The organism is Micromonospora sp. CNZ296 (assembly GCF_007827635.1).
Window position 1 is genome coordinate 359,876 of sequence record NZ_VISW01000003.1, and the last position, 15,826, is coordinate 375,701.

At 74.1% G+C, this 15,826-nt stretch carries 19 protein-coding genes; 10 read left to right on the plus strand and 9 right to left on the minus strand.

Features of this window, described 5'->3' with window-relative positions; all coding sequences use genetic code 11:
- Positions 1–38 precede the first annotated feature (38 nt).
- From FB455_RS07135 to FB455_RS34710, 3 genes are all read right to left on the minus strand, one after another.
- Positions 39–542 (minus strand): hypothetical protein, encoded by a 504-nt coding sequence (locus FB455_RS07135; RefSeq protein ID WP_013285406.1) that lies wholly within the window; start codon positions 540–542, stop codon positions 39–41.
- A gap of 63 nt (positions 543–605) precedes the next feature.
- Entirely contained in the window at positions 606–2,237 is a 1,632-nt protein-coding gene (locus FB455_RS07140) for a RecQ family ATP-dependent DNA helicase (RefSeq protein ID WP_013285407.1), read from the minus strand.
- Between the two features lie 67 nt (positions 2,238–2,304).
- On the minus strand, positions 2,305–2,427 hold the full coding sequence (locus FB455_RS34710) for a hypothetical protein (RefSeq protein WP_013285408.1): 123 nt from the start codon (positions 2,425–2,427) through the stop codon (positions 2,305–2,307).
- Between the two features lie 139 nt (positions 2,428–2,566).
- On the opposite strand from FB455_RS34710, the gene FB455_RS07145 reads away from it, so the two are divergent.
- Positions 2,567–4,066 (plus strand): glycoside hydrolase family 3 protein, encoded by a 1,500-nt coding sequence (locus FB455_RS07145; protein ID WP_030270317.1) that lies wholly within the window; start codon positions 2,567–2,569, stop codon positions 4,064–4,066.
- A 45-nt stretch (positions 4,067–4,111) separates the two neighbouring features.
- Here the strand turns inward: FB455_RS07145 and FB455_RS07150 are convergent, their stop codons facing one another.
- The gene (locus FB455_RS07150) at positions 4,112–4,399 is read right to left on the minus strand and encodes a GNAT family N-acetyltransferase (protein WP_030270315.1); all 288 of its coding nucleotides are present in this window, start codon (positions 4,397–4,399) and stop codon (positions 4,112–4,114) included.
- Positions 4,396–5,622, minus strand: coding sequence for a cysteine desulfurase-like protein (locus tag FB455_RS07155; RefSeq protein WP_030270313.1), 1,227 nt, complete (start codon positions 5,620–5,622; stop codon positions 4,396–4,398). Before FB455_RS07155 ends, FB455_RS07150 begins: the two co-directional genes overlap by 4 nt.
- Before the next feature lie 99 nt (positions 5,623–5,721).
- Here FB455_RS07155 and FB455_RS07160 point away from each other — a divergent pair, with 99 nt between their 5' ends.
- From FB455_RS07160 to FB455_RS07190, 7 genes are all read left to right on the plus strand, one after another.
- The gene (locus tag FB455_RS07160) at positions 5,722–6,081 is read left to right on the plus strand and encodes a hypothetical protein (RefSeq protein ID WP_013285411.1); all 360 of its coding nucleotides are present in this window, start codon (positions 5,722–5,724) and stop codon (positions 6,079–6,081) included.
- A 65-nt stretch (positions 6,082–6,146) separates the two neighbouring features.
- A complete protein-coding gene (locus FB455_RS07165) occupies positions 6,147–6,968 on the plus strand; it encodes a DUF1206 domain-containing protein (protein WP_013285412.1) in 822 nt (273 codons plus the stop codon).
- Positions 6,969–7,045: 77 nt separating this feature from the next.
- A complete protein-coding gene (locus tag FB455_RS07170; RefSeq protein WP_013474842.1) occupies positions 7,046–8,242 on the plus strand; it encodes a mechanosensitive ion channel family protein in 1,197 nt (398 codons plus the stop codon).
- A 241-nt stretch (positions 8,243–8,483) separates the two neighbouring features.
- Positions 8,484–8,918 carry a phage holin family protein gene (locus FB455_RS07175; RefSeq protein WP_013285414.1) on the plus strand — a complete coding sequence of 145 codons (435 nt, stop codon included), beginning with the start codon at positions 8,484–8,486 and terminating at the stop codon, positions 8,916–8,918.
- Positions 8,915–9,256 (plus strand): DUF3618 domain-containing protein, encoded by a 342-nt coding sequence (locus FB455_RS07180; RefSeq protein WP_013285415.1) that lies wholly within the window; start codon positions 8,915–8,917, stop codon positions 9,254–9,256. Before FB455_RS07175 ends, FB455_RS07180 begins: the two co-directional genes overlap by 4 nt.
- Positions 9,253–9,525 carry a DUF4235 domain-containing protein gene (locus tag FB455_RS07185; protein ID WP_013285416.1) on the plus strand — a complete coding sequence of 91 codons (273 nt, stop codon included), beginning with the start codon at positions 9,253–9,255 and terminating at the stop codon, positions 9,523–9,525. The genes FB455_RS07180 and FB455_RS07185 overlap by 4 nt, the downstream gene beginning before the upstream one ends.
- 287 nt (positions 9,526–9,812) lie before the next feature.
- On the plus strand, positions 9,813–10,016 hold the full coding sequence (locus tag FB455_RS07190) for a cold-shock protein (RefSeq protein WP_007075740.1): 204 nt from the start codon (positions 9,813–9,815) through the stop codon (positions 10,014–10,016).
- A gap of 81 nt (positions 10,017–10,097) precedes the next feature.
- Here FB455_RS07190 and FB455_RS07195 read toward each other — a convergent pair whose 3' ends face one another.
- Complete coding sequence (locus FB455_RS07195; protein WP_013285417.1) at positions 10,098–10,289, minus strand: hypothetical protein; 192 nt, start codon at positions 10,287–10,289, stop codon at positions 10,098–10,100.
- Between the two features lie 82 nt (positions 10,290–10,371).
- Entirely contained in the window at positions 10,372–11,355 is a 984-nt protein-coding gene (locus FB455_RS07200; RefSeq protein ID WP_013285418.1) for an aldo/keto reductase, read from the minus strand.
- Between the two features lie 84 nt (positions 11,356–11,439).
- On the opposite strand from FB455_RS07200, the gene FB455_RS07205 reads away from it, so the two are divergent.
- Together FB455_RS07205 and FB455_RS07210 are read left to right on the plus strand one after the other, a co-directional pair.
- Positions 11,440–12,231, plus strand: a complete 792-nt coding sequence (locus FB455_RS07205; RefSeq protein WP_013285419.1) for a trans-aconitate 2-methyltransferase — start codon at positions 11,440–11,442, stop codon at positions 12,229–12,231.
- Positions 12,228–13,253 carry an adenosine deaminase gene (locus tag FB455_RS07210; protein ID WP_013285420.1) on the plus strand — a complete coding sequence of 342 codons (1,026 nt, stop codon included), beginning with the start codon at positions 12,228–12,230 and terminating at the stop codon, positions 13,251–13,253. The genes FB455_RS07205 and FB455_RS07210 overlap by 4 nt, the downstream gene beginning before the upstream one ends.
- A gap of 460 nt (positions 13,254–13,713) precedes the next feature.
- On the opposite strand, the gene FB455_RS07220 is transcribed toward FB455_RS07210, so the two are convergent.
- Together FB455_RS07220 and FB455_RS07225 are read right to left on the minus strand one after the other, a co-directional pair.
- Positions 13,714–15,105 (minus strand): HAMP domain-containing sensor histidine kinase, encoded by a 1,392-nt coding sequence (locus tag FB455_RS07220; protein WP_030270308.1) that lies wholly within the window; start codon positions 15,103–15,105, stop codon positions 13,714–13,716.
- Between the two features lie 29 nt (positions 15,106–15,134).
- On the minus strand, positions 15,135–15,824 hold the full coding sequence (locus FB455_RS07225) for a response regulator transcription factor (RefSeq protein WP_013285422.1): 690 nt from the start codon (positions 15,822–15,824) through the stop codon (positions 15,135–15,137).
- Positions 15,825–15,826 lie beyond the last annotated feature (2 nt).

The window sequence follows — 15,826 nt, forward strand, 5'->3', positions numbered from 1 at the left end:
TCATTGACGGACCGGGGAAACCTCTGTTAGGAGTCCGTTCAGTCGTTCAGCACCTGGGACAGCCGGTCGCGGAAACGGCGCTCGGAATCGGTCACCGCGTCGCCGCCGAGGCCCAGGATGCCGCCCGTGGAGGCCGCGCCCACCACCTGCTCGGCGATGTCCACCAGCCAGTGCCGGTACGCCCCGGCCTGCCCCTCGTCCACCCGCGCGGCGAGCAGCGCGGACGCCTGCCCGGCCCGGGCCAGCACGTCCTCGATCATCGCCTTCGGGTCCTGCGGCGTGATCACCGGCAGCTCCGCGCCGGTCTCCGGGTCGCCCACCCGGTCGACGACCTCACCGGCCACCGCGGCGACCAGCGGGCTGGCCGACTCCCGGCCGGCGGCGATGGTCTCCAGCCCGGCGGCGTTCTCGGCCATGGTGCGACGGGTGCCGTCGGACTCGGCGGCGGCCGCCGCGGTGAGCACCGACTGCGGCAGCCCCACAAGCAGTCCCCACTCCTCGTCGGAGACGCCGAACCGGGTGTACGCCGGCTGCTCGATCACGATCAGGCCCCTTTCGCCGTGGTCGTCGTTGTCGACGGGCGCCCCCGCGGCGCCCGGGTCAGGCTAGTCCAGCTCCAGCAGGCCCTGTTCGGACACCACGCGCACGGACAGCGTCTTGTAGCCCACCTCGTCGAAGAGCACCGTCATCCGGTCCTCCTCGTAGCTGAGCACCAGACCGGCGCCCCACTCCGGGTGGCGTACCTGGCTGTGCACCGGGAACGGCCCGACCGCGCCGTCACCCGCCACACTGGTGCCCGCGTGGCAGTTGTCGCAGTGCCCGCAGACCTCGTGCATCTGCTCACCGAAGTACGCCAGCAGGGCCTGCCCCCGGCAGCCGGTGGTCTCGGCGAAGGCGCGCATCATGTCGGTACGCGACCGGGTCACTGTCTGCTGCCGTTCCGCCTCGGCCAGCGCGGCGCGGCCGGAGTCGGCGGCCGCCGGCGCGTACCGGGGTGCGCCGATGCGCTGCTTGGCCCGTGGCTCGGCGGCGCCGACCTGCTCCAGCAGGGACAGGTACTGCCCCAGCTTGCGCGGACCGAGGCCGGTCAGCTCGCGCAGCTCCTTGCGGTTGCGGGCCTTGCCGCGCAGCACCGCGGCGAGTTCGGTCAGTTCCTTCTCGTCCGGCAGACCGCCGCTGAAGTAACGCTGGAGGCCGACGTCCTCGGCGCGCCACAGCAGCAGCACCCGGGCCGGCGAGCCGTCGCGCCCGGCCCGGCCGATCTCCTGGAAGTAGCTGTCCGGCGAGTCGGGCAGCGCCATGTGCACCACCCAGGCGATGTTCGGCTTGTCGATCCCCATGCCGAACGCCGACGTGGCCACCATGATCGGCACCCGGTCGGCGAGGAACGCCTCGTGCAGCTCGTGCCGGGCCGCGGTGGGCATGCCGCCGTGGTAGAACTCGGCCGGGAAACCGGCGCCGGTGAGCCGCTCGGCCAGCTCCTCGGCCGCCCGCCGGGTCGGCACGTAGATGATTCCGGGCCGCTCGTCGTCGCGCAGCAGCGCGATCAGCCGCCGCCACCGGTAGTCGTCGGTCGGGCAGTGGGCCACCTCCAGGAAGAGGTTGGGCCGGTCCAGCCCGGAGACCACCACCTCCGGCTCGCGCAGCCGCAGCCGGGCGATGATGTCGTCGCGTACCGGCGGGGAGGCGGTCGCGGTGAGCGCCACCACCGGCGGGCGGCCGAGACCGTCGATCAGGTGACCGAGCGCCAGGTAGTCCGGCCGGAAGTCGTGGCCCCACGCGGAGATGCAGTGCGCCTCGTCGATCGCCACCAGCGCCGGCTTCAGCTCGCGGACCTCGGCGAGCCGGTCCGGGTTGCTCAGCGCCTCCGGCGTGATGAACAGGAACTCCGCGCGCCCGGCGCGGATGTCCTCGATCGCCTCGGCCTGCTGGGCGGCGCTCTCGTCCGAGCTGATCCGCACCGCGCGCAGCTCCGGGCGCTGCCGTTCGTTGAGCGCGGCGATCTGGTCCTGCTGCAACGCCAGCAGGGGGGAGATCACCACAGTCGGGCCGGGGATCAGGCTGGCCGGGATCTGGTAGATCGCCGACTTGCCGGCGCCGGTGGGCAGCACCACCAGGGCGTCACGGCGCTTCATCACGGCGCGCATGGCGGCGAGCTGGTTGGGCCGCAGCGCGGTCCAGCCGAACAGGTTCCGCGCCGCCCGGCGCAGGCTGGAGGAGTGCGTGGTCAGTTTCATCAAGCGCCTCAGCTACCCCCGGCGATCCCGCGCGAAACCGGCACCGCCGCTCACCGCCCGGCGCGGATCAGCGGCGGAACATGGCCCGGATCGCGATCAGCAGGAACAGGCCGCCGACCACCAGGCCGAGCAGGCGTACGCCGGGGATGTCGGCGGCGCTGGTGGCGTCGGCGAGCGGCAGAGCGGACATGTGGGAACTCTCCCACGCGAGGTCCGGGGGCGCCAGCGGCTAACAGTAAGGATTGTTGACTATTTAGCTGCGCGGTGTGACCATGTCAGCACCCGCCGGCCCCGGCGGGTCCGTGGGGGAGACGGGGGTACGACAGCACATGAGCGAGCGGACCGAGGGATCGACCGGAGACCTGGCGGCGCTCGCCGCCGCCGTCCTGCAACCGGGGTTCGTCGGCACCACACCGCCGCCGTGGGTGTGCCGCTGGCTCGGCGAGGGCCTCGGCTCGGTGGTCCTGTTCGCCCGCAACGTCGTCGACCACGAGCAGGTCGCCACGCTCACCGCGAACCTGCGCGCCGAGCGGCCCGACGTCATCGTGGCGATCGACGAGGAGGCCGGCGACGTCACCCGGATCGAGTCCGCCCGGGGCAGCTCCCGTCCCGGCAACTACGCGCTCGGCGCTGTCGACGACCCGGCGCTGACCGAGGAGGTCGCCCGCGACCTGGGCGCCGAACTCGCGGCCGTCGGCGTCACGCTGGACTACGCCCCGGACGCCGACGTCAACTCCAACCCGGCCAACCCGGTCATCGGGGTGCGCTCCTTCGGCGCCGACCCGGACCTGGTCGCCCGGCACACCGCCGCCTGGGTACGCGGCCTCCAGGCCGGCGGCGTCGCCGCCTGCGCCAAGCACTTCCCCGGGCACGGCGACACCCGTGTCGACTCGCACCACGACCTGCCCCGCATCGGCGGCGACCGGGCCCGCCTCGACGCGGTCGAGCTGGCCCCGTTCCGCGCCGCCGTGGCCGCCGGGGTGCAGGCGGTGATGACCGGCCACCTGCTGGTGCCGGCGCTGGACCCGGAGCTGCCCGCCACGCTCAGCCCGCGCGTGCTCGGCGGCCTGCTGCGCGAGGAGATGGGCTTCGGCGGCGTGGTGGTCACCGACGCGGTGGAGATGCGCGCGGTGGCCGACCGGTACGGCTTCACCGGCGCCGCCGTGCGCGCGCTCGTGGCCGGCGCGGACGCGATCTGCGTCGGCGGGGAACGGGCCACCGAGGCCGACGCCCGCGAGCTGCGCGACGCGATCGTCGCGGCGGTGATCAGCGGGGAGCTGCCCGAGGAGCGGCTCGCCGAGGCGGCCAAGCGCGTCGGTCAGCTCGCCGCGTGGAGCGTCGCCGCCCGCGCCCGCCGGGCCACCGGCACGCCGCCCGCCGACGGCTCACCGATCGGGCTCGCCGCCGCCCGCCGCGCGGTCCGGGTCACCGGCGACGCCGGGCTGCTGCCGCTGACCGGTCCGGCCCACGTCGTGGAGTTCGCGCCCCCGCGCAACATCGCCATCGGCGAGGAGACGCCGTGGGGCATCGCCGCACCGCTGGCCCACCTGGCGCCCGGCACCACCACCGCCCGCTACGCCGCCGACGCCGTACCGGCCGACCCGGGCGCGGCGCCCGCCGGCCGGCCGCTGGTGCTCGTGGTGCGCGACCTGCACCGGCACGACTGGATGCGGGACGCGGTACGCCGTGCGCTCGTCGCCCGCCCGGACGCGGTGGTGGTCGAGCTGGGCGTGCCCGAGCTGGTCACCGGTGCGGTGCACCTGGCCACCCACGGCGCCACCGCCGCGGCGGCACGGGCCGCCGCCGAGGTGCTGACCGGGGCGCGCTGACTCCCGGTCCGGCCGGGTGGGGAGGTCCCCCGGCCGGACCGGGCCTCACGGCTTGTCTGCCACCAGGTCGGCGTACTCCGGGTGGCGCTCGATGAACGAGGCCACGAACGGGCACTGCGGCACGATCCGGCCGCCCCGGGCGCGGACCTGGTCCAGCGCGCCCCGGACCAGCGCGGCCCCGACGCCCTGACCCTGGAACCGGTCGTCGACCTCGGTGTGCGTGAACACGAGCGTCTCGCCCCGGAGCGTGTACGCGGTGAACCCGGCCAGCGCGTCGTCCACCAGGATCTCGAAGCGGCGCGCGGCGGTGTTCTCCTCGACCAGAAAGCTCACCGGATCATTCTCCCCTCGGGCCCGGCCAGCCGGTCCAGTTCGGCCAGCAGCCGGTCCACCTCGTCGGCGGTGTTGTAGTGGTAGACGCTGGCCCGCACGGCCCCGCCGCTGCCCCGCAGGCCCATGCCCTCGAAGTACTCGTGGGCGTAGTAGTCGCCGTGCGACAGGCACAGGTCCGCCTCGCCCAGCGCCGCAGCCGTCTGCGCCGGGGCCAGGCCGGCCACCCGGAACGACACGGTCGGGCAGCGCCGCGCCGGTGCGCCGTACACGGTCACGAACGGGCGGTCGGCCAGCCCGGCGAGCAGCCGGTCGAAGACCGCCTCCTCGTGCGCCTGCGCGGCTGCCAGACCGGCGCGTACCCGCTCCCGCCGGTCGCCGGTCGCCTCCGGGTCCAGGCCGGCCAGGTGGTCCACCGCGGCCGTCACCCCGGCCAGCAGCGGGAAGCTCGGCGTGCCGTACTCGAACCGGTCCGGCACCGCGTCGGCGGAGGGCACGAGCTTCGCCGGGCGCAGCGCCTCCCAGCGCGCCGGGTCGGCGACCATCGCCGCCAGGTGCGGCCCGGACCACTTGTAGGCGCTGGTCACCAGGAAGTCCGCGCCGAGCGACGCCAGGTCGGTCGGGCCGTGCGGCACCGAGTGCACGCCGTCCACGCACACCAGCGCGCCGGCGGCGTGCGCGGTCTTGGCGATCGCCGCCACGTCCGGCACGGTGCCGATCGCGTTGCTGCCGGCGGTCACCGCGACCAGCCGGGTGCGCTCGGTGACCAGGTCGGCGTACTGACCGGCGGGCAGCTCACCGGTCGCCGGGTCGAACTCGGCCCAGCGCACGGTGGCGCCGGACGACTGCGCGGCCTGCACCCACGGGCGGACGTTCGCGTCGTGGTCCAGGCGGGAGACGACCACCTCGTCGCCCGGACGCCAGCCGGCGCCGAGCGTCCGGGCCAGCGTGTACGTCAGCGCTGTCGCGCTCGGCCCGAGCACCACGCCCGACGGCTGCGCGCCGAGCAGGTCGGCGACCGCGGCCCGCGCCCCGGCGACCAGATCCAGCGCCCGGCGCCCGGGCAGGAAGGCGGTGCTGCGGTTGCCCGTCGCGGCGCGCATCGCCCCGGCCACCGCCTCGACGACGGCGGCGGCGGTCTGGGTGCCCCCGGCACCGTCGAAGTGGACGAATCCCTCGCCCAGGGCAGGGTAGGCGGCCCGGACCCGGGCGACGTCGAAAGCCATTCCGGCACCCTAGCGCGCACCCCGGACGCCCTGCCCGGCGTGGCCGTCCCGCGCTCGCCCGCGAGGCCGCTGTGGCGTTCGCCGCCTATCCTTGGACGGGTGACGATCCGACGCGCCACCTCCGCCCCCGCCCGTCGCGCCGCCGGTCTGCTCGCCGGTCTCGCCCTCGGCGCCGCACTGCTCGCCGGATGCAGCTCCGAAGGCGCCGAGACCGACTGCGGTCTGGACGCCTGCACGATCACCTTCGACCGCGGCGTGGAGGCCAGCGCCCGGATCCTCGGCGTCGAGGCGAAGCTGATCGGCGCCGAAGGCGACCAGGTCACCGTCGAGGTCGCCGGGGAACAGCTCTCGCTCACAGTGGGCCAGCAGGCCACCGAGGTCGCCGGCTTCCAGGTCAGCCTGGACAGCGTCAACGATCAGCAGGTGGTGGTGCGGGTCGCCCGCGACCTCAGCGCCTGATCGGTTTCGGCCGTCCCGGCGGGCGGCGACGTTTGGAAAATCGCCCGCCGGGAGATTGAGGGCTCATGTCTCTCACCCGGAACGCCGGAGCCACCGCCGCCCAGGCTCGAAACAGCCGGTGGCTCGAACTGTTGACCCGTGCCGGCTTCATCGGATACGGAATCGTGCACCTGCTCCTCGCCTGGCTGGCGCTGCAGATCGCCTTCGGGAACTCGGGCGAGGAGGGAAACCAGAACGGCGCGCTGCGCACTCTCGGTGAACAGCCGCTCGGGAAGTTCCTCCTGATCGCGATGGCGGTCGGCCTGTTCGCCATGGCGATCTGGCAGGCCTTCGAGGCGATCTCCGGCCACGTGTCCAGGACGGGCAAGGAACGACTGTTCGAACGGATCGCCTCGGTGGTCCGGGTCGTCGTGTTCGTCTGGCTGGGCTGGACCGCGATCAAGGTCTTCCAGGACGCCAGCTCCAACGCCTCCGACCAGCAGCAGCAGCTCTCCGAGAAGCTGATGGCCTCCGACGGCGGCCGGTGGCTGGTCGGCCTGGCCGGGCTCGCGCTCGCCGCGCTCGGCATCGGCATGGTCGTCTACGGCCTGAAGAAGAAGTTCGAGCGCAACCTCAAGACCGGCGAGATGAGCCCGAAGACCCGCCAGCTCACCCGTCGGCTCGGCATGGCCGGGTACGCCTCCCGGGGCGCCGTGTTCGCCATCGCCGGCCTGCTGATCGTGGTCGCCGCTGTGAACTACGACCCGGAGAAGGCGCGTGGCCTCGACGCCGCGCTGCGGACGCTGCGCGACCAGTCGTACGGGCCGTGGCTGCTGGCGCTCATGGCGCTCGGCATCGCCGCGTTCGGTGTCTACTGCTTCTTCCAGTCCCGGTACCGCAAGGTCTGATCCTGGTCGATACCCGGGCCGCCGGGCACCATTGGGCCTTTGCCCGATTCCCGCCCGGTCGGAGGGAGAGAGAGTTCGTGCAGAGTTATGTCGTGACAGTCGCCGCCGCGCTCGCCGCGGCGGCGATCGCGTTGGTGCTGGCCCAGGTGGTGCACCGCGTCATCCGCCGCCTCGGCCGCCGCTCGCTGCTGATGACCGAGCTGACCGAGCACGCGCACCGCGCGTTCCAGCTCGCCCTCACCGTGGCCGCGGTGCAGTTCGCGGTCCGGTTCACCACCGCGTACGCGGTCGGCAGCCCGTGGCGGCAGTTCGTCCTGCACACGCTGGTGCTCGCGACGATCGCCGCCACCGCATGGCTGGTGGCCTCGCTGCTGGTGGTGGCGGAGGACACCGCGCTGGCCCGGTTCCGGGTCGACGTGCCGAACAACAGGCACGCCCGCCGGGTGCGCACGCAGGTGGTGCTGCTGCGCCGGCTCACCATCGCGGTGATCGTGATCCTCACGGTCGGCGTGATGCTGATGACGTTCCCGGCCGTACGCGGGGTCGGCGCCGGTGTGCTGACCTCCGCCGGTGTGATCGCCGCGGTCGCCGCGCTGGCCGCGCAGAGCCTGCTCGCCAACGTCTTCGCCGGTCTCCAGCTCGCGTTCAGCGACGCGGTACGCCTGGACGACGTGGTGGTGGTCGAGGGGGAGTGGGGCCGGATCGAGGAGCTGACGCTCAGCTACGTGGTGGTGCAGATCTGGGACGACCGCCGGCTGATCCTGCCCACCTCGTACTTCACCAGCCGGCCGTTCCAGAACTGGACCCGGACCGAGGCGGCGGTGCTCGGCACCGCAGAGTTCGAGCTGGACTGGTCGATTCCGGTGCAGGCGATGCGGGAGGAGTTGCGCCGCCTGTGCGAGGGCACGGAGCTGTGGGACGGCCGGGTCTGCGTGCTCCAGGTGACCGACGCGACCGGCGGCATGGTCAAGGTCCGCGCGCTGGTCAGCGCCGCCGACGCGGGCAGCCTGTGGGACCTGCGGTGCCTGGTCCGCGAGCACCTGGTGACCTGGGTACGCGACCAGCGCCCGACCGCCCTGCCCCGGCTGCGCGCCGAGGTCGGCGAGGCCACCGGCCCGCTGCCCTGGCAGGCGGTGCAGCCGCGCCGCCCGGTACGCCGCCCGACCGGCACCGAGGCGCCCGACGACGCGCGTGTCTTCGGCGGCAGCGACGACGGCGAGGCCCGCAGCGAGGTGTTCGTGGGCCGGGAGGAGCACGCCGAGGCACGTCGCTGACCCCGTACCCCCGATCGGAGCCCCCGGCCGCCCACGGCGCCGGGGGTTCGGCGCGTACGAGCGGCTTTCCGGCCGGGCGGGTTTGGCCGGGCCGCTGCGGGGGACGTGGTGCGCACGCCCCGGATCCGGTGCCCGGCACCGGGTTCCGGCGGCGCGCGGCCGGGCGGACCGGCTGCTCCGCGCAGGATTGACGGGCGGCGACTCCGGGCATACAGCGCGGTGATGACGAAAGGAGGACAGCATGGCTGACGTCGCGAGTCGCAGCACGTCGCGGACCGGGAGCGAGCCGTCCACCGCCGAACTGGTACAGCGCGCCACCGAGCAGGTCACCCGCCTGGTGCGGGACGAGCTGGCCCTGGCCCGTGCGGAGCTGACCCAGAAGGGCAAGCACGCCGGGATCGGGATCGGTCTGTTCGGCGGCGGCGGGGTGATGGCGCTCTACGGCGCCGGCGCCCTGGTCGCCACCGTGATCCTGCTGCTGGCGCTTGTCATGCCGGCGTGGCTGGCCGCCCTGATCGTGGCGGTGGCGCTGTTCCTGCTCGCCGGGATCCTGGCGCTGGTGGGCAAGAAGCAGGTCAGCCGTGCCGTCCCGCCGGTGCCCCAGGCGGCGGTCCGCAGCGTTCGGGCGGACGTCGACACGGTCACCGCCGCGGTGAAGGACGGGAGGCGGGCATGACCGGTAACGGGACCGGGGACGTGGCGGCGCTCCGGGAGGAGATCCGCCGGACCCGGGTGGAGCTCGGTGAGACGATGGAGCTGCTCGCGGCCAGGGCCGATCCGAAGGCGCTGGTGCGGCACTCCGCCGAGGCGGCGAAGGCGCGGATGCGGGAGCAGGCGTCGCTGACCGCGGCCCGGGTGCGCGGGCGGGCGGCGGAGCGGGCCCGGCTGGTCCGGGCGCAGGCGTACGAGAAGGGTGAGGCGGTCGGGCGCAACCCGTTGCCGTGGGCGGCCATCGCGGCCGGCGCGCTGGTGACCGCGGTGGTGCTGGTGATCGTCCGAGGGAGGCGCAGGTGAGTGGCAGGGTCGGCAAGGCGGCGTACAAGCCGGTGGGGGTGCTGCTCGGCCTGGCCGCCGGTGCCGTCGCCGGGGCGATCTTCCGTCAGGTCTGGAAGGTGACGGCGGGCGACGGCGAGGCGCCGAGCGCCACCGACGAGGACCGCCGCTGGGGCGAGGTGCTGGCCGCCGCGGCCCTGCAGGGGGCCATCTTCTCGGTGGTGCGGGCCGCCGTCGACAGGGGCGGGGCGGTGGGCGTACGCCGTCTGACCGGTCGCTGGCCGGACTGACGAAAAGGCCGGAAAGGCCCCTTTCCCGAGCGCGGGAAAGGGGCCTTTCGCATGGCTCCGGCGGGCCGCGCAGCGCCGTCCGCACGACCTTCAGGTCACATGTCGGAGAATTTCGTCCGCTAGGCTGTGCGAAGTTTTTGCGTACGTGGTTTGCTGTCTCACGCTGTTGAGAGACGCGTGGGTTGAGAGAAGTCTCCTGCATTGGGGGCCGCCTCAGGCGCCGCTGCTCGAAAACGGCCAATCGGCCGCACGGCGTGCTCGGCCGCCAGTTTTAGAAGGAGATACACATGGCGCAGGGAACCGTGAAGTGGTTCAACGCTGACAAGGGCTTCGGCTTCATCACCGTCGACGGCGGGGGTGCTGACGTGTTCGTCCACTTCTCGGCCATCCAGACCAGCGGCTACCGCACGCTGGAGGAGAACCAGCGGGTGGAGTTCGAGATCGCCCAGGGTCAGAAGGGTCCGCAGGCCGAGCAGGTCCGCCCCATCTGAGCTGACCGCACCGGCCGCGCCGGCCGGTGCCGGAAGCCCCGCATCCCGCACGGGAGGCGGGGCTTCGCCTTACCCGGTGCCTCAGCGGCGTCGCGCCCGCATGCCCCACCAGAGCCCGGCCAGTCCGAACAGGACCAGCACCGGGCCGACCAGCGCCCAGATCCGCTGGTCGCTCATGATGCTGCCCTCGACGTACCCGAGGCCCAGCACCGTCCACAGCGCACCGAGCACCACGGCGAGCAGCCCCAGGGTGAGCCGGAACCAACCCCTCATCGTTCCCCCTCCGACGACGACAGTCCCGCTCCAGCATGCCCGCCGCCGCGGGTGCCCGGCGACGCCGCGCCGGACGGCCGGCTCACCACCGGTCGTGCACCTGCGGGCGGATCAGCTCGTCGTAGGTGGCCCGCACCGCGGCCAGCTCCACTTCGGTCAGTGCCGGCTGCCCGGCCGCCTCGGCGTTGCGCCGCGCCTGCTCGGGGGAGCGGGCGCCGGGGATCACCACAGTGACGCCGGGCTGGTCGAGAACCCACCGCAGCGCGAACTGTGCCATCGTGCGGTCCTCGCCGACCAGCGGCGCGAGCCGGCGTACCGCCTCCAGGCCGCTGTCGTAGTCCACGCCGGAGAACGTCTCGCCCACGTCGAACGACTCGCCGTGCCGGTTGAACGTGCGGTGGTCGTTCGCCGGGAACGTGGTGTTCTCGTCGTACCGGCCGGAGAGCAGGCCGCTCGCCAGCGGCACCCGGGCGATGATCCCGACCCCGGCGGCAGCGGCGGCGGGCAGCACCCGCTCCAGCGGCTTGTGCCGGACCGCGTTGAGGATGATCTGCACGCTCGCCACACCGGGCCGGGCGATGGCGGTGAGCGCCTGGTCGCAGGTCTCCACGCTGACGCCGTACCCGGCCACGCGTCCCTCGGCGACGAGGGTGTCGAGCGCGTCGAAGACCCGGTCGTCGGCGAAGACGGCGGTGGGCGGGCAGTGCAGCTGCACCAGGTCGAGCGTGTCGACGCCGAGGTTGGCCCGGGACCTGTCGGTCCAGGCCCGGAAGTTGTCGAGGGTGTACGCCTCCGGCGTCTGCTCGACCCGGCGGCCCATCTTGGTGGCCACGGTGAGCCCGTGTCCGGGGCGGGAGCGCAGGAACCGGCCGATCAGGGCCTCGCTGCGGCCGTCGCCGTACACGTCGGCGGTGTCCAGGAAGGTGACGCCCGCGTCGACGGCGGCGGCCAGTACGGCGAGCGCCGCGTCCTCGCTGACCTCGCCCCAGTCCGCGCCGAGCTGCCACGCGCCGAGTCCGATGATGCCGACGTGCCGGCCGAGCCGGTCGAAGCTGCGCTGTTCCACCCGGTCGAGCCTAGTGAGCGGCTTGCCGTGGCGCGCGCCGGGCCGTACGGTCTAACAAGACGTACGTACGGTTTGGAGGCTGTCATGTGGGATCCGCGCACCTACCTGCGCTACGGCGACGAGCGCTCCCGGCCGTTCCACGACCTGCTGGCCCGCGTCGGCGACGAGCACCCGCGCGCCGTGGTCGACCTCGGCTGCGGCCCCGGCACCCTCACCGCCACGCTCGCCGCCCGCTGGCCCGGCAGCCGGGTCACCGGCCTGGACTCCTCCCCGGAGATGATCGAGCGCGCGACCGCCGAGGGCGGACCGGTCACGTACGCCGTCGCCGACGTCCGCGACTGGCGGCCGGAGCCCGACGTGGACGTGCTGGTCGGCAACGCCGTGCTCCAGTGGGTGCCGGAACACCGCGACCTGCTCCGCCGCTGGGCGGCCGCGCTGCCGGCCGGCGCCTGGATGGCGTTCCAGGTCCCCGGCAACTTCGACGCGCCGTCGCACCGGCTGCTGCGCTCCGTCGCCGCCCGGGACCGGTGGCGCGACGCGCTCGCCGGGAAGCTGCGCGAGGCCCCCGTCGACGAGCCCGTCGGCTACGCCACGCTGCTGACCGGCGCGGGCTGCGCGGTCGACGCCTGGGAGACTACGTACGTGCATCTGCTGCCCGCCACCGGCGCCGACCACCCGGTGCTGGCCTGGATGGAGGGCACCGCGCTGCGCCCGGTCCGCGCCGCGCTGGACGCCGCCGGCTGGGCCGCCTTCCGCGCCGAGCTGGGGGTACGGCTCGCGCAGGCGTACCCGGTGCGGCAGGGTCAGGTGTACTTCCCGTTCCGCCGGATCTTCATGGTGGCCCGCACCGGCGCCCGCGCAGAGGAGAACTCGTGACCGACCTGCCCACCTTCATCGCCGGACTACCAAAGGTGGAGCTGCACGTGCACCACGTCGGCTCGGCCTCGCCCCGGATCGTCGCCGAGCTGGCCGCCCGGCACGAGGGGCGCAGCCCGGTCCCGGCCGACCCGGAGGCGCTCGCCGACTACTTCGCGTTCCGCGACTTCGCCCACTTCATCGAGGTCTACCTCAGCGTCGTGGACCTGATCCGCGACGCCGACGACGTCTGGCTGCTCACCCACGAGGTCGCCCGGGAACTGGCCCGCCAGCAGGTCCGCTACGCCGAGCTGACCGTCACGCCGTACTCGCACGTCAACCGTGGCATCCCGGCGCCGGCGTTCTGCGAGGCGATCGAGGACGCCCGCAAGCGCGCCGAGGCCGACTTCGGCATCGCGCTGCGCTGGTGCTTCGACATCCCCGGCGAGGCCGGCCTGCCCGCCGCCGAGCAGACGCTGCGGATCGCACTCGACGAACGACCGGACGGGCTGATCAGCTTCGGCCTCGGCGGCCCCGAGATCGGGGTGCCCCGGCCGCAGTTCAAGCCGTGGTTCGACCAGGCGCGGGCGGCCGGGCTGCGTTCGGTGCCGCACGCCGGCGAGACCACCGGCCCGGAGACGATCTGGGACGCGCTGCGCGAACTGGGCGCCGAGCGGATCGGCCACGGCATCTCCGCCGCGCAGGACCCGGCGCTGCTGACCCACCTCGCCGAGCGGCGGATCCCGCTGGAGATCTCGCCGACGTCCAACGTGCGCACCCGCGCCGTGCCCAGCCTGGACGCGCACCCGCTGCCGCTGCTGGTCGAGGCCGGCGTGCCGGTCAGCATCAACTCCGACGACCCGCCGATGTTCGGCACCACGCTCAACGACGAGTACGCGGTGGCCGCCCGGCTGCTGCGGCTCGGCCCGGACGGGGTGGCCGCGCTGGCCCGGGAGGCGGTGGCCGCGGCGTTCCTGACGCCGGCCGAGCAGGCCCGGATCACCGCCGAGATCGACGCGTACCTGGCGAGCGCGGCACGCTGAGCGGCCGTACCGGTGCCGGTCGTCGCGATCCCCGAGGCGGCCGGCGCCGCGCGGTCAGCATCAGCCCGGACAGCGCCAGCGCGGCGAGCGCGGCAGTGGGACCGGGAGCGACGGGCACGGGCCGGACGGGACCGTGCGCGAGCACCGGGTCCTGCCAGACCGCGAGCGTGAGTGCGATGCCCAGGCCGATGACGGCGGCCCAGCGGAGCAGACGACTGACGGCCGGTGGCATGACGGTCACCTCGCGCCCGGGATCGACGGGAGAGCGCGCGCGACGGGAGCGAGGTGTGGGGGGACCGGACTCCCGCCGCGCGCATGATCCGTCGGCCGGAAGGTCTTACGGGGCGTCCCGGCCGACGGAACTGATGGGTTCTGTCAGCGATCCTGGCAGTTCACGCCGGTTTTCCGGCCGTCGTTAAACCACCTTTAAGGAGAACTTGCGCCCGTACACAGTCAGCGGTCAGCGCGGGCGCGGCCAGCGCCGCCCCGGACGCGGCTCGCGTGCCTCCCGGGCCATCCGCCCGACCAGCCCGAACCGGTTCACCGGCCGGGGCGCCGCGTCCGGGTCGGCCAGCAGCATCACCACACTCGCCCCGCCGAGCCGGGCCCGGTCGATGCTCACCGAACCGTTCGCCTGCAACGCGACCCGCTTGGCGATGTCCAGCCCGAGCCCGGTGGAGCCCTTGTCGCTCTCGCCCCGGCGCAACGCCCGGTCCGGGTCGGCGATGCCGGCCCCGGCGTCGTCGATGCGGATCGCCACCCAGCCGTCCCGGCGGCTCACCGCCACCTCGAACGCGGTGCCCTGCGGCGTGTACCGGAACACGTTGCCGATCACCGCGTCCAGCGCGGCGGCCAGCTCGGCGCGGGGCACCGGCGCCGGGATCCGCAACTGCGCACCGACCACCCGGTGCGGCCGGTTCTGGTCACCCGCCAGCGCCGACCAGAAGACCATCCGGTCCCGGACCACCTCGCTCACGTCGCACGACGCCGGCGCCGACTCCTGGGCGACCGCCTTGCGGGTCGTCTTGATGAGCTGGTCGACCTCGCCCTCCAGCGTGACGATCGCCTGCCGGATACGCCGGATGCCGCGCCGCCGGTCCAGCTCCGCCTCGCTGAACGTGCCGATGCTCGTGTCGTCGGACTCCAGCGCCTCGGCGTCCAGCCGCAGCGCGGTCAGCGGCGTACGCAGCCGGTGCGACAGGTCGGCGACCAGTTCGTGCTCGTCGGCGCGCAGCGCCACCAGTCGTTCCGTCATCCGGTTGAACGCGTGCCCGGCCTCGGCCAGCTCACGCGGGCCGGTCGGCTCGACCCGTACCCCCAGCTCGCCGTCACCCACCGCGAGCGCCGCCTTGACCAGGTCGCCGGTGGCGTCCACGGCCCGGGCCGCCACCCGGTCGACCACGGCGACCGCCGCGCCGACCAGCGCCAGGCCGATCGCGAGCAGCAGCAGCCACCGCCCGCCGCCGCCGGAGTCGAGCACCTCGTCGGGGACGAAGACCTCCACCACGGCGACCCGGTCACCCAGCACCACCGGGTCCAGCCGCAGCACCCCGCCGTCCACCTCGGTCACCACCGACCGCCGCTGCGCGGCGGCGTCGGCGAGCACCTGCGGGTTCGCGCGGCCGGCCGACTCGTCAGCGCCGATGCCGTGCACGACCGGCCGCATGGCCGGATCGTCGCCGGCCGCGGCGGCCACCGCCCGTTCGATCGTCGCGGTGTCCGTGCTGACCGCCAGCGCGCCGGTCACCAGCGCGGCCCGGCGGGCGGCGTCGGCCAGTTCCGCCTCCCGGGTGCGGTCGGCGAGGGTGAGCCCGAGCGGGACGAGGAAGGCGAGCGCGATCAGGCCGCACAGCCCCGCGGTGAGCCCGGCGAGGCTGAACCTCAGTCCGGCGCCACCAGCCGGAAGCCGACCCCCCGCACGGTGCGCAGGTAGCGCGGCTTCGCCGCGGACTCGCCCATTTTGCGGCGGAGCCAGTACAGGTGAACGTCGATGGTCTGGTCCTCGCCGACCGATGGCTGCCGCCATACCTCCTCCAAGAGTTCCCGCCGGGACACTACCCGGCCGGGACGCGCGGCGAGATACGCCAGCAGGTCGAATTCCTTGCGGGTCAGGGCCAGCGCCTCCCCGTCCAGCACCGCGCTGCGCTCGCCCACGTCCACCCGCAGGCCGCCGACCGTGTGCACGGCCGGCGCGACGGTACGGCTGGCCCGGCCGGCCCGCCGCAGCACAGTGGTGATCCGGGCGTCCAGGTGCGCCCCGGTGAACGGCTTGACCATGTAGTCGTCCGCCCCGGCGCGCAGGAGCCGTACCACCGACTGCTCGTCGTCGCGGGCGGTGGCGATGATGATCGGCACATCGGTGATGCCGCGCAGCATGCGCAGCGCGTCCGAGCCGTCCAGGTCGGGCAGGCCGAGGTCGAGCACCACCAGGTCCGGCGTCTCCGCGGCGACCCGGCGCAGTGCGTCCAGCGCGGTGCCGACCGCGTGCACCGCGTGCCCGCGGTCGGTCAGCGACCGCAGCATGGCGCCGCGCACGACGTGGTCGTCTTCGACCAGCAGGACGGTTGCCACGT

Excerpts from the sequence above, each read along its gene's own strand:
- FB455_RS07140 (WP_013285407.1), bottom strand. The coding sequence starts at position 2,237 with ATGAAACTGACCACGCACTCCTCCAGCCTGCGCCGGGCGGCGCGGAAC.
- FB455_RS34710 (WP_013285408.1), bottom strand. The coding sequence starts at position 2,427 with ATGTCCGCTCTGCCGCTCGCCGACGCCACCAGCGCCGCCGACATCCCC.
- FB455_RS07145 (WP_030270317.1), top strand. The coding sequence starts at position 2,567 with ATGAGCGAGCGGACCGAGGGATCGACCGGAGACCTGGCGGCGCTCGCC.
- FB455_RS07155 (WP_030270313.1), bottom strand. The coding sequence starts at position 5,622 with ATGGCTTTCGACGTCGCCCGGGTCCGGGCCGCCTACCCTGCCCTGGGC.
- FB455_RS07165 (WP_013285412.1), top strand. The coding sequence starts at position 6,147 with ATGTCTCTCACCCGGAACGCCGGAGCCACCGCCGCCCAGGCTCGAAAC.
- FB455_RS07175 (WP_013285414.1), top strand. The coding sequence starts at position 8,484 with ATGGCTGACGTCGCGAGTCGCAGCACGTCGCGGACCGGGAGCGAGCCG.
- FB455_RS07180 (WP_013285415.1), top strand. The coding sequence starts at position 8,915 with ATGACCGGTAACGGGACCGGGGACGTGGCGGCGCTCCGGGAGGAGATC.
- FB455_RS07190 (WP_007075740.1), top strand. The coding sequence starts at position 9,813 with ATGGCGCAGGGAACCGTGAAGTGGTTCAACGCTGACAAGGGCTTCGGC.
- FB455_RS07195 (WP_013285417.1), bottom strand. The coding sequence starts at position 10,289 with ATGAGGGGTTGGTTCCGGCTCACCCTGGGGCTGCTCGCCGTGGTGCTC.
- FB455_RS07205 (WP_013285419.1), top strand. The coding sequence starts at position 11,440 with ATGTGGGATCCGCGCACCTACCTGCGCTACGGCGACGAGCGCTCCCGG.